The following is a 12868-nucleotide window of genomic DNA, read 5'->3' on the forward strand; positions in this document are numbered from 1 at the left end:
CGTGAGGTTTGGAGCGGACTAGTACTAATCAGTCGAGGACTTGACCAAAAGCGAAGGCAGTCAAAGAAGAGAGTGGAACGGTTTTTTCGAAGGATAATATTTAGTTTTGAGTGTAAAAGCTCAAAAAGAAGTACGGTGGCAAGAGCAAGAAGGAAACACCTGTAACCATGCCGAACACAGAAGTTAAGCTTCTTAACGCCGAGAGTAGTTGGTGGGAGACTGCCTGCGAGGGTAGGACGTTGCCGTGCTTTTTTTAATATTCCGGCTTAGCTCAGTTGGTAGAGCGCTTGACTGTTAATCAAGATGTCGTCAGTTCGAGTCTGACAGCCGGAGCAAGGTTAAAAAAGAAGGTCTAATGACCTTCTTTTTTTGTTTATGAAAATTTATTTTATTTAATGCTGGGCTGTATTCTTAGTTGTGTGAATTTTGTAATTAGTTTTTTAAGACCAGGATCAAGCCTTTTCTTGTGTTTAACTGCAATAAAATACTTAATTTGAATTAAAGTGTGATCAAGTGGAAAAAGATTAATTGGGGTTCGATTCATTCTTTTGATAATACTAGCAGCTGAAATGGTTAATCCCACTCCCTTAATTGCTAAATTTGTTGCAGTTAATATACTTTTACTTTCAAGAACAATGTTGGGCTGGACGTTGAATTTATGAAATATACCATTAACTTGATGACGAATAGCGGAGTTGCTAAAACTAACTACAAATGGTTGTTGCAATATTTCCTTAAGATTGTATTCATCTTGATTAAGAATAAACCGGTCTTTTTTAAAATATGATGATTGAGGTGAAATAATCACATAGTAGTTTTCTTCCCCATTAACGAAAAAATCGAGCTCAGTATTGAGCGATTCAGGTGTTTGTCCAATGTAACAATCAATTTGTTCATTCAAAAGCTGCGTTTCGCTATTTCTAGGAAAGGTTTCAGATAATTGAATCTCAATATTTGGATTTTCAGCCAGAAAATCGGGTAGTAATTCTGGTAATAAAAAAGTTCCGAGGCTTTCTAAGACTCCAATTCTAATTATTTCTTTTTTTGGTGAGGCGTATCGAATCAACTTTTTGGCTAAATTTTGGTTATTGGCAATAGTTGTTTCGAGGTATTTATAATAGATTACGCCGGCTTTAGTTAATGTAAACGGAGTAGTTTTTCGATTAATTATTTTGGTCCCTAATTTATGTTCGATGCGTTTAAGTAGTTGAGTTAAATAAGGCTGTGAGATATATAGTTCTTGGGCAGCTCGGGTAAAATTGCTTTCTTTTAGTAAAATGTCAATGTAGTGTAAGAGTATTTCTGGATCTTTCATCTGTTTCCTCCAATAACACTTTTATTATAGCCTATTTGCTCGAAAACTATTTCATTTTGTTAAATAAAGTTAGTAAAATTTAGTTATTAAAGATTTTACAGAGAGGAATTATTTCAATGATGAAGCCAGGTACATATAATGTAAAAGCAAAAGGGCATGGCTCAAGTTTTATGCCAATGAAGGTTACTCTTTCTGCGACCGATATTGAAAATATAAGCATTGATTCTAGTGCTGAAACTAAAGGGATTGCTGATGAAGTTTTTAGGCGGCTACCCCAGCAGATTATTGCTAATCAAACACTAAATGTTGATGTGATTAGTGGTGCTACAATTTCTAGCCGCGGAGTTATCGATGGAGTTGCTCAAGCCATCGATGAGGCTGGCGGTGAGGCAACTAAATGGAAACAGCGGGCTAAACCCATTGCTAAAAGCGATAAAGATGAAGAATATAATGTAGATGTGGTTGTAATTGGTGCTGGAGGTGCTGGGCTTGCTGCAGCAACTAGAACAATCCAAAATGATAAAAAAGTGATAGTTTTAGAAAAATATCCACAAATTGGTGGCAACACTGCGCGGGCTGGTGGACCTTTAAATGCGGCTGAACCAGAATGGCAGGGCAAATTTAAGGCCTTAGCAGGTGAAAAAGAAAGTTTGGCAAAATTAGCTGCGCTACCAATTGATCAAATTGATTTAGAATATCGGCTTGATTTTCAAAAATTACAAAAACAGATTAATGCATACCTTGAATCGGGGGCAAATTATTTATTTGACTCCACCTTACTACATGAAATTCAAACTTACTTGGGTGGTAAGAGAATTGATTTAAATGGAAATGAAATTCATGGTAACTATGAGTTAGTCAATAAGCTTGTTAATAACGCATTCGCTTCAGTGCAATGGTTGACTAATTTAGGTGTAGAGTTTGATCGTGATGATGTAGCAATGCCTGTTGGTGCTTTGTGGCGTAGAGGCCATAAACCAGTTGAGCCAATGGGCTATGCTTTTATCAAAGTTTTGGGTGAATGGCTCAGAGATCATGGCGCAACTATTTTAACTGAAACCCGAGCAAAACATTTAATTATTGAAAATGGGCAAGTGAAAGGTGTGCTTGCCGAAAATAATGGCAAACAAGTAACTGTCCACGCACCAAAAGTCATTTTAACTTCAGGTGGATTTGGTGCGAACACAAAGATGGTCCAAAAGTATAATACTTATTGGGCACAGATTGCTGATAATATTGCAACTACTAATTCACCAGCAATAACCGGTGATGGAATTGCTTTGGGACAAGAAGCTGGCGCTGCTTTAGTGGGTATGGGTTTTATTCAACTAATGCCAGTATCTGATCCAGAAACGGGTGAATTATTTACAGGTATTCAGACACCACCTGAAAACTTCATCATGGTTAATCAAAAAGGAGAACGTTTTGTCAATGAATTTGCAGAACGGGATACTTTGGCTAAAGCAGCAATTGCTAATGGTACTTTATTTTATTTAATTGCTGATAATAAAATCAAAGCAACAGCCTATAACACAACTGAAGAATCTTTGGCAGCGCAAGTTAAGGCTGGGACACTGTTTAAGGCCGATACTTTAGCAGAACTAGCTGAAAAAATAGGGGCAGAGCCAGCTACTTTAGTTAATACAATTAATAAATACAATTCGTATGTAGATGACGGCTATGACCCTGAATTTAATAAGAGTGCCTTTAATTTAAAATGTGAAGTTGCCCCATTTTATGCAACACCACGTAAGCCAGCAATTCACCATACTATGGGTGGGTTGAAAATTAATTCTAAGGGGCAAGTGCTTAATCAAGATGATCAAGTTATTACTGGTCTATTTGCTGCTGGTGAAGTTGCGGGTGGCCTTCATGCTGGAAACCGCCTAGGCGGCAATTCATTAGCTGATATTTTTACTTTTGGCAGAATTGCTGCAGATACTGCTTGTAGTCAGCTTATATCAGATACTACCAATAGCTCATCACAAAATTAAAGATTAATCAAAAAATAGCCAGTCTTCAGGCTATTTTTTATAATTGCCCTTGTTCTAAAGCTAAAAAAATGGTGACGATTAATAAATCGGCACAGCCCCCCAAACTATAATTATGGTCTAGACATATTTGGTTAAGCTTGAGGAGATATTTTTTTCCTGAGGCTGTAGTATAGCCGCCTAGAGCCAGATATTGGCTAGCACAGCTATGCAACCAATTAATTACATCATAATTACCTGCGCGCTTAATAAGATTACTGTCAACCGTTACTGTAGCAATTTTCATTAAGGTATCTAGTAATCGGCACTGGAGCGTACCGGTGCTCTGCTTTAAGAAAGGCAGGGCATATTTTTTTACAATGGGATAACCTTGTTCGGCTTGTGCACGTGCGCCACCAATGCTGTATTGTTGAAATTCACGTTCACCAGCTGTTTGTAATTGGTTATTTTTTTCTAGGTCATGTTCAACTAAACCATGGCACATTTTAGCGATAGTTGCAAACAACTCTGCCTGATTTTTTTTACAATAACTTTGAGCGCAAACAAAAATACCTAGAGCAAAAATTGCCCCCTTATGGGTATTGACTCCATTTGTAGCTGTTAGCATTTCTTCTTCAGCTAGTAGACCTTCTTGTCTTAATTGAGTGAACATGGCGGGGAGGTCTGCTCCAGTGAAGGTTTGCCCAATTTGTGTAGCTTTATTGAAGTAATGCTCTAGGCTTAAGCTACTGTCAATAAAGGTATAAATATTCATATCAGGATGTGGTCCGGGATTAGCTGGATCAACTAAGCCAGGTTTGGGCAAGGTAGTGACTTCATATAAAAGAGCGCGTAGCGCATTTTGAGTGATTGAATTAGTCATAAGTTCCTTATTGTGATTACTACTTAATTGCTAAATTGTCGACTAAAGTTTGAATTTCTTGTTTGTTACTTTTAATAAAGTCAATAAAGTCGATAATTCCAGCTGAAAAATGCTGGTTAGGATCATAAACAAGATAAACTTGCCGGATATTTTTAGGTAAATCAAGTTGAATTTGATGAATATCAAAGCCACTGAGATAAATGGTTTTGGCAACAACGCCCACAATGTCGTTGGTCAGTACCTGACCAGCAATTGCCAATTCATCATGTAAACGATTGATGATATGCAAATCAGAAGCAACTGCAAGCAAAGCGTTTGTGATATCGCGACCAATTTGAATTTTAGTGGAGTAAGTCATGATGGATTCGCCTTGTAATTCACTGGGCGACATGCGGTTAATTTGAGCTAAATTATTATCGGGTGCAACAATTGCAATAATTTCTTCGGTATAAAGTGGAATATAAGTTAGGTAATTAAATTCGGGTACGTAAGAGCAGATACCGATGTCATACCACCCATTTTTAATGCCCTCACATATTTGATAAGAGGGATTATCATGATAAATAAAATGCGGAGAAATCGCACTTTCTTGTTGGTATTTTTTGGTTAAATAAGGCAAAAAGATACCAATTGCAGTAGGGATGCCAGCAATATGAATATTGCCTTGATCTTGACTAATTTTTTGAGCAATCTTTTTTTTGCCATGTTCCAATGAAGCTAACGTTTTGGTAACCGTATCATAAAAAATACGGCCATATTCGGTTAACTGGACATAGCGCCCATTATGTTTGAACAGTTTACAATGCAATTCGGTCTCTAGTTGCTTAATGGAAACTGATAAGGTGGGTTGACTGATAAAAAGATTTTCGGCAGCTTTTGTATATTGTTTTTGGTCTGCCAACTCTTGAAAATAGTAAAGTTGATTTAAATTCATGTTAAATACCTCAGAAAACTATTTTTATTTAAAGTTTTAATATTGCAACCGCTTAAAATATTAAATAAATAACTATATTTTGTTTAGCAGCTAATTAAAGTGATAGTAATATTTGTATTCATCTTTACATTATAGCGAAATATTTAATTATTGCATTTTTTTATAAAAATAAAAATAAAAACTATAATCTTAACTAATTTTAGAAGTTATCGACTAACTAAAAAAATTTCAATTTCAATTTTTAAAGTTGACTAAATTGTTTTACTATCTTTATTTCCTATAGACACAGTAGTTTGCCTTATTATAGCTAATACCCATACTTGTGCCATAATAAATCATTATTTTTATTTAATTAAATGGGTTATATTATTGGGTAATTAATTACCAATAATTTTGAAAGGTGAAGAGATGGAAAGAAAGAACAATTATGCAGGTGTTGCTACCTCCGTTTATATGCACTTTGCGGTTGTGGGGGCGGCGACACTGTTTATTAGTCAGTATCGCCAAGTTTTAGCACAGTCATGGCATGCAACTGAAACTCAAATCTCGTTGGTGATGGCGATGGTTGGCCTCGGGCGGATTATTACTATTTTGTTTGCAGGTGCGATTTCAGATAAGATTGGTCGCAAGAAGGCCTTGTTGATTGCACTTACTAGTGATGCTATTTTTTTGTTGGGAGCAGCTTTTGCTAATAATATTTGGGTAGCTGGGATAGCAGCGATGTTTTTTGGCGCTACTAACTCTTTTGGTGATACAGCTGGTTATCCGGCTCTAGCCGATGCCTTTCCGACTAAAACGGCCACGATGAATTCTTTTGTGAAAGCAGCCATGCAGGTAATGCAGATGCTGTTTCCATTTTGTGTCAAATTGATCAGTAATCCGCGAATTACTGCTTGCATTTTAGTTGCGTTGATTTTAATTGATGTTTTTTTAACTATAAAAACAGCTTATGCACCGCAAGCGCAAGCCCAAGAGACTAAAATTGAGCAGGAAACGGCTACAATACAAACTAGTAGCAATCAGCCAAAACTAGCAGTTGATGGGTTAATGATTATTGCTTTAGGATTTACACTTTGTTTTACTTTTTATATTTTTTCCTTATATGCGCCCTATTATGGTCAATATGTACTCAATGAACCTGCTGCTAATGCTAATCAACTAGTTTCGTGGTATTCAATTGCGTCATTAGTCTCGGTCTTTGTGACTTCAGTTTTAGTAACAAAAGTAAAGCGTTTGACCTTGATTATGGTTTATTCAGCTATTACTGCAGTGGGGCTTTTATTCATGGTTTTGTCTCCTTCACCATTAGCGGGTGAAACTGGCGCGTTAGCAGTCGGGTTCTTCACCGCTGGTGGCGTATGGCAAGTTGGCTTATCAGTTTTGACCTCTTATTTTCCACAAAGTCATGGCAAGATCACATCATATTATAGCTTTGCCCCTGCCATGGTTTACTTTGTTGCACCATTAGTAGCAGCTTTTGTCTTAAAAGCTAATGGTACAAGTACCTTAATGGTTTTCTGGATTACGGCAATTTTTGCAATAACTTCAACTATTCTTGCCGCAATTTTGATTGTGCGCAGTAAGAATTTTGATATTGCAGATTAGTTAGAGAAAGGCAAATTTATGACTCAAATAATAAAGACCCAAGCTACTGGGCGTAATGGACAGATTGATTTTGAAATTAAGTTAACGGGTAACCATATTGATGACTTAGAGGTAACTAAAAATGTGGAAACACCTGGAATTTTTAACCAAGTTGTTGATAAATTAAAAACTCAAGTTATTAATGAGCAAAGCTTTGATGTTGATGCAATTTCAGGTGCTTCAATTATGACGCAAGCCATGCTGGATGCTGGTAAAAAGGCACTCACAGAAAATGGAGTAGATACTACAACTACTAGCAAAGCCAAAGAGCATCAAAACGTTACCCTTGATGTTGATGTAGCTGTTATTGGTTCTGGCATGGCCGGACTAATGGCTGCTTGTCGGGCGCTTTCTTTAGGCAAAAAGGTACTTGTACTTGAGAAAAATGGTTATCTTGGTGGCGCAACAATTTTGAATGGGTCCAATGTAGTGGGCACAGGATCAAAATTATCAGCTAGTATATTTGGTGAAGAAGCTAAAAGGGATACACCTGAATTACTGGTGCAAGACATTAGGCGTGAATGTCGAGGCACTAATGATGCTGAGTTGTCTAATCTATTAGCTGAAAATATTGGTAAGGCAGTTGATTTTATTACCGAGTTTGCTACTTTGACTTATCAAAAAGCAGAAACGCAAACGATTGAACATTCAGTTGACCGCCAAATTGAAATGCCAACCGCCAGTTCATATGAATTGATTATCAAGGTTGCTGAGGCCTTTACCCAAAAAGGAGGGCAAATTCTACAGGAAACTCGGGTAGAAAAGCTAAATAAGAATGAAAAAGGTGAGCTAGTTTCATTAATTGCAGAAAGTAAGTATCAGACTACTAAAGTTAACTTCAAGTCATTAGTGTTAGCAGCTGGAGGTTGGGGGGCACGTGACTATCAGGAACATAAAACTACGATACCATATTATGGTCCAATGACTTCAACTGGTGACTACTTTGATTTTGCCAAAAATATGGATTTAGTTGCACGCAATCTTGATTGGTATAAAGTTTATCCACATGGACTTGAAGTTGAACCAGGTATTGCCAAATTGACGACTTATTCCACTAAGGAAGCCAGCGATATGGGGGCAATTTTTGTTAATACGGATGGTCAGCGAATTGTTAATGAATCGGCACCATATACCCACTTCCGTGATGCGATTGCGGCTCAAAAGGATAAGCTTGCTTTTGTAATAATGGATCAAAGAATGTGGGATAGATTCTATGAATTGTTACTCAAGTATGGTTTCACTCAAGATGAAGTGCAAGGCTTCTTTGATTTGGATGGTAAGAAGAGTCCAATTTTGGTTTCTGGTAATCTCAAAGTGGTTGCTCAAAAAGCGGGTATTAATTATGCTAATTTACAAAAGACGTTAGCAGAGTATGAAGAAGCAGTTAAAGTTGGCAAAGACTCTGAATTTGAACGTCCAGCACAATTTATGCATAAATATGAAGGCGATACTTACTATGTAATTGAACAAAAATTACGTTTTTGCACTACTTTGGGTGGATATGAGACTAACAAGCATTTACAGCTTTTGACCACTGATTTTAATCCCGTTCCTAATTTTTATGCTGCAGGTGAAATAATTGGTGGTGCCAATGGTCATGATTCAATGCCAAGTATGATGAATTCATGGAGTTATGCTTCTGGCTTTATAGCAGGAACTGAAGCTGCTGATAATGCTAATTTTAGCCAATCACATTTGGTTTCACGTGAAACAGTAAATGTGGTATCGGGTGCATCTACTAAATAAGTATAGATATTATTTTTTTAAAAGTAAGGAGCTAAAATAATGACAAATCAAATTACAGGCGTGAATGGTCCAATTACTGGTTGGCTGGATGGCCACACTTATTTAATTGGTTTAATGGCTTATCCGATTCGGCATTCAATGTCACCTACAATGCACAATAACGCTTTTGCCAAATTAGGTCTAAATTATACTTATCTCTGCTTTGAAATTGGTAACGATAAACTTGCTAGCGCAGTTGATGCTATTCGGACTTTAGATATGCGCGGTTCAAATGTATCGATGCCAAATAAAAAAGAAGTGATTAAATATCTTGATAAACTATCACCAGCTTCAGAAATGTGTGATGCTGTTAATACCATTGTTAATAATCAGGGTGTTTTGACTGGTTATACAACAGATGGCATTGGCTTTGTTCAGGCACTTAAAGCTGAAGGCATTGAAATCAAAGATAAGATAATTACTCTAACTGGAGCTGGTGGTGCTGCGACTCCGATTGCAGTTCAGTCGGCTTTGGATGGTGCTAAGGAAATAAAAATGTTCAACATTCAAGATGATAAATGGGCTCAAGCTGAAAAAAATGTGCAAACAATTCAAGAAAAGACGGCTTGCAAAGTTTCATTAACCGATTTAAGCAATCAAGCTGCATTTAAACAAGCAATTGCTGAGAGTGATATTTACTGTGATGCTACGAGTGTCGGCATGAAACCGTTAGAAGATAAAACTTTGGTTTCAGATCCATCCTGGTTCCATAAAGAGATGGTCGTTTTTGATACAGTTTATGCTCCTAGAACTACTAAACTAATGGAAGTAGCTCAAGCAGCAGGGGTTGAACATGTTTTTAACGGAATTGGCATGATGATTGAACAAGGGGCCGCCTCATTTAAACTCTGGACGGGTCAAGATATGCCAACTGACTATATTCGGGAAATTATGTTTACCGATAAGTAAGAAAAGTTGAGGTAGACAATGGCAACTGTTAAGATTAGAAATATTGTTTTGGGAACAGGGCTACCTAAAATTGCTGTCCCAAATGTTGGACGAACGGAAACAGAAATTTTAACTGCAGCGAAAACAATTGTTGCTGCCCAGCCAGATTTAATGGAATGGCGGCTCGATTACTATGCAGCTGGAATTGCTGATAAGGACGCCTTAATTGCAACTGCCCAAAAATTACGACAAACGGTGGGCGACTTGCCGCTTTTAGTAACCTTTAGAACGCAAAATGAAGGTGGCGTTGCTGCATTAGCAGATGATGCTTATTTGGAATTAGTGGAATTAATTATTACCAAGCGCTTAGGCGATGCAGTTGATATAGAACTGTTTCATGATGAAGAGCGGATTAAGCAGCTCGTTTCCTTAGCCCATGATTACAATATCGTAGTAATTATGAGTAACCATGATTTTGATAAGGTACCCGCCCAAGATGTCATTGAATTTCGCCTTAAAAAGATGGCACAATTGGGGGCAGATATCCCTAAATTAGCTTGCATGCCGCATACTCCGCAGGATGTTTTAACCTTATTAGAAGCTACTCAGGTAGTGCATAAAGCAATTCCTAATCCTTTAATTACAATGGCAATGGGTGATTTGGGTAAAGTTACGCGAATTGCTGGTCAGATTTTTGGTTCAAGCTTATCTTTTGGGGCGGTAAGTCAAACTTCGGCACCAGGACAGCTTTCACTTAAAGATTTACGCAATGCAGAAAATTATTTGGCTTTACATGACTAATTTAGCAATCAAAAAACAGGTACACATTGTGTACCTGTTTTTTGTTATCAAATAGTAACTAAGCTTCGTAAGTACCAACTTTTTTCAAGTTACCTAAAACACTCTTACCGTGAGGTGATTGACCAATTGCAACTGTCAAGTCTTGTCCAGCTAAATTACCATGGTGTTCGCCATCAGTCCAGTGGGCATTGCCAGTAACATCGTAAACATCGCCATCAATTGCTACATAAGCTGGATTTCCATTTTTACCATCATATTTTGCTAAAGATTCTTTTGTGAACTTCTCCATTGAAGCACACTCCTTTCAATAAATAGAATAAAACCTATCTAAAATATAACATAATCCTAAAAAGGTTAGATGTCTAATTATACGCTTTAAAAAATTTTATGGTGGTAAAACTAAACTTTTTTATTGAATGACTAACTTTTATATTTATGCCTACAACTTTAAGCCAATTTATCTAGTTAATATTAATATCGCCATTGCCACAAGTAACTCTTAGAAGAGGTGTATGTTGCCTGACTTTAGAAAAATGACCAGAATAATTGTTATGGCGGAAGTTAATTTCATTACCAGAATGAGTTGAAAGTAAGTAACTAATCATCGGTGCCTCGCTCATTTGAAAACTACCATCATGTAAATTGAATGAACTGCTACCAAGAATTTTAGAATTGCTGATTGAAACATCGCCATCAGTAAGAGAAACAGAGGTTTTAAATTGGCTGGCAAAAATTGTTAAATCTCCATCATTGCAGTTAGAAGTGTCTGATTTTAGGGTGGAATTTGCTACCTTAATGTCACCTTCATCTAAGGTGAAGGACGTCTTCAAGGCCTTGATATTGTTGATACTAAGGTCACCATCATCCAGTTGCAGGTCAATGTCAGTGATAGTTAAGTCATTTAAACTAACGTCTCCTTCATTGACCGATCCTGAAATGTTGCTTACAGCGTTTTTATCAGGAACAGTAATTAAAAGTTTGCAATCATCGTTAGATGCTTGGTGGTCATTAGCAAGCGTCAGTTCTTGATTTGCTACTCCAATTTTGACCGCTTTAATGTTGCGACTTGTAACTTTTACTTGAAATTGATCACCCTTAGCAATGTTAATGTCGGCTTCGTTAACCTTGATTTTAATTTTGGAAAATTTCTTCAGGTTGCTTGTTTTACTACTTACAGAATGCTTGTGCTCATAGTCACTAAAAAAGCTACTATTAGTTATTTCATGATGTACTTCTTGCATATTTTGTTTGCTATTATTAAATTTAATAATTAGTAATAAAACAAGACCAATAACTGCAATGATACCAATGATTTGATAGAACTTTTTCATTGTTAAATGTTCCTTTAATTGATTGCAATATCGCCGTCGGCACTGACTACTTTAAGAAGAGGCGTGCCATTAAGCCTTTTAACTAGGTGGCTAGTGTGATAAGTATTGTCAAATTTAATGGTATCCTCTGAATCAGCTGTAAGGTCGTAACTAATTTTAGGTGCCTTGTTCATTATAAAATCACCGTCACTTAGGTTGAACGAACTATTGCCAGTAATTTTAGAATTTTTGATTAACGCATCACCATCATTTAAGGTTGCGGTAATTTTGCACTGACTGTCTGTAATTTTACAGTCGCTATCACTTAAAGCTAATTTTGCACTTGATAAAGTCGAATTGCTGACTTTAAACTCGCCATCACTTAAGATTAAATTCGATTTTTTAACGGTGGTATTTTTTAAAATAGCATCACTATCATCGACTTTAATGTTTATTCTTGGAATAATTAATTTTTTTAAAAGTAGGGTGCACGCATAACATGAACCAGATATTTCTAATAGGGAGTGGCTCTTTGGGACCCTAATTTCAACGTGATAGTTTCCATTATTATAATGGGGTTCAGGCTTGTCAAAAATGGTTAACTGGTTATCTTTAATGGAAGTTTTAATTTTACTAATATCGGCGCCATAATTGCCTATAATAGTTACTTGATATTTCTTACCAGGAATAACTTGGATGTCTGGGAGGTAGGTGTCAAGTTTGATTTTGGTAAATTTTTTAAAAATAATTTTTTTCTTTTAGTTTGGTTGCTGAACTGGTTTGGTTTGTTAAAATGACTCATTGTTTGAGATGTTGTATGTATGTCATGGTAGATATTTAGACCGATAGCCAAAAAGAAGACGGCAAGTACTAGAGCACATATTTTATAAAGCTTTTTCATTTATAATAATCCTTCAGCTTGTTTAAATTGATTTGCGAGTAGTTTTTCTTGTAGTATATGCCAAAAGTAAAGTTGGCATATGTAGCGATTAAAAAGTTGGACGAGAAAAATAAAACACTACCAAGACAAATGGAAATCTTCCCTGGCAATATTGGGGAGATATTGTCGTGTTTTTTTTGTTCCTAATATATAACATTTTAATTTAGATGTTTATAATTAACAAGATTAAATTAATGCCTTTTTATTAAAAAAATAATATGGGGGGAATTAGCAAATTATTATTCAGATAAAAACATAGCTAGGAAAGATGAATTTTTGAGATAACAAAAAAGCACTGTTACTTACAGTGCTTTTTATTTATGATGGGTGGCCAGGGGTTCGAACCCTGGACCCACGGATTAAGAGTCCGTTGCTCTGCCAGCTGAGCTAGCCACCCA

Annotated in this window: 10 protein-coding genes, 2 tRNA genes, 1 rRNA gene and 1 pseudogene; 7 read left to right on the top strand and 7 right to left on the bottom strand. The window is 36.5% G+C overall.

Translation table 11 applies throughout. The features are described 5' to 3' along the window. Window positions 1–131: 131 nt before the first annotated feature. Both rrf and BM203_RS08175 read left to right on the top strand, forming a co-directional pair. Window positions 132–248: ribosomal RNA gene (rrf, locus tag BM203_RS08170) — 5S ribosomal RNA — on the top strand. Window positions 249–260: 12 nt separating this feature from the next. After that, a tRNA-Asn gene (locus BM203_RS08175) sits at window positions 261–333 on the top strand. Between the two features lie 55 nt (window positions 334–388). Here the strand turns inward: BM203_RS08175 and BM203_RS08180 are convergent. Next, a complete protein-coding gene (locus BM203_RS08180) occupies window positions 389–1315 on the bottom strand; it encodes a LysR family transcriptional regulator (RefSeq protein ID WP_090094229.1) in 927 nt (308 codons plus the stop codon). Window positions 1316–1434: 119 nt separating this feature from the next. On the opposite strand from BM203_RS08180, the gene BM203_RS08185 reads away from it, so the two are divergent. After that, the gene (locus tag BM203_RS08185) at window positions 1435–3309 is read left to right on the top strand and encodes a flavocytochrome c (protein ID WP_090094254.1); all 1875 of its coding nucleotides are present in this window, start codon (window positions 1435–1437) and stop codon (window positions 3307–3309) included. A gap of 37 nt (window positions 3310–3346) precedes the next feature. Here the strand turns inward: BM203_RS08185 and BM203_RS08190 are convergent. Together BM203_RS08190 and BM203_RS08195 are read right to left on the bottom strand one after the other, a co-directional pair. Then, window positions 3347–4174, bottom strand: a pseudogene (locus tag BM203_RS08190) (triphosphoribosyl-dephospho-CoA synthase); the annotation flags it as partial. A gap of 13 nt (window positions 4175–4187) precedes the next feature. After that, window positions 4188–5102: a LysR family transcriptional regulator gene (locus BM203_RS08195; RefSeq protein ID WP_090094234.1), complete on the bottom strand. Its 915-nt coding sequence runs from the start codon at window positions 5100–5102 to the stop codon at window positions 4188–4190. Between the two features lie 408 nt (window positions 5103–5510). Here BM203_RS08195 and BM203_RS08200 point away from each other — a divergent pair, with 408 nt between their 5' ends. Genes BM203_RS08200 through aroD form a run of 4 tightly spaced genes read left to right on the top strand, consistent with a single transcriptional unit; the run spans window position 5511 to window position 10220 of the window. After that, the gene (locus BM203_RS08200; RefSeq protein WP_090094236.1) at window positions 5511–6707 is read left to right on the top strand and encodes an MFS transporter; all 1197 of its coding nucleotides are present in this window, start codon (window positions 5511–5513) and stop codon (window positions 6705–6707) included. 18 nt (window positions 6708–6725) lie between these two features. Next, entirely contained in the window at window positions 6726–8492 is a 1767-nt protein-coding gene (locus BM203_RS08205; RefSeq protein WP_090094238.1) for an FAD-dependent oxidoreductase, read from the top strand. A gap of 39 nt (window positions 8493–8531) precedes the next feature. Beyond that, window positions 8532–9440, top strand: coding sequence for a shikimate dehydrogenase (locus tag BM203_RS08210; protein WP_090094241.1), 909 nt, complete (start codon window positions 8532–8534; stop codon window positions 9438–9440). 18 nt (window positions 9441–9458) lie between these two features. Beyond that, window positions 9459–10220, top strand: a complete 762-nt coding sequence (gene aroD, locus BM203_RS08215; RefSeq protein WP_090094242.1) for a type I 3-dehydroquinate dehydratase — start codon at window positions 9459–9461, stop codon at window positions 10218–10220. A gap of 58 nt (window positions 10221–10278) precedes the next feature. Here aroD and BM203_RS08220 read toward each other — a convergent pair whose 3' ends face one another. From BM203_RS08220 to BM203_RS08240, 4 genes are all read right to left on the bottom strand, one after another. Further along, window positions 10279–10509 (bottom strand): cytochrome b5 domain-containing protein, encoded by a 231-nt coding sequence (locus BM203_RS08220; RefSeq protein WP_090094244.1) that lies wholly within the window; start codon window positions 10507–10509, stop codon window positions 10279–10281. A 172-nt stretch (window positions 10510–10681) separates the two neighbouring features. After that, complete coding sequence (locus tag BM203_RS08225; protein ID WP_090094247.1) at window positions 10682–11551, bottom strand: DUF4097 family beta strand repeat-containing protein; 870 nt, start codon at window positions 11549–11551, stop codon at window positions 10682–10684. Between the two features lie 14 nt (window positions 11552–11565). Continuing rightward, window positions 11566–12279 carry a DUF4097 family beta strand repeat-containing protein gene (locus BM203_RS08230; protein WP_090094250.1) on the bottom strand — a complete coding sequence of 238 codons (714 nt, stop codon included), beginning with the start codon at window positions 12277–12279 and terminating at the stop codon, window positions 11566–11568. A 515-nt stretch (window positions 12280–12794) separates the two neighbouring features. Beyond that, window positions 12795–12867, bottom strand: a tRNA-Lys gene (locus BM203_RS08240). Window position 12868: the final 1 nt, after the last annotated feature.

The organism is Lactobacillus bombicola (assembly GCF_900112665.1).
In the GTDB taxonomy this organism is placed as follows: Bacteria; Bacillota; Bacilli; order Lactobacillales; family Lactobacillaceae; genus Lactobacillus; species Lactobacillus bombicola.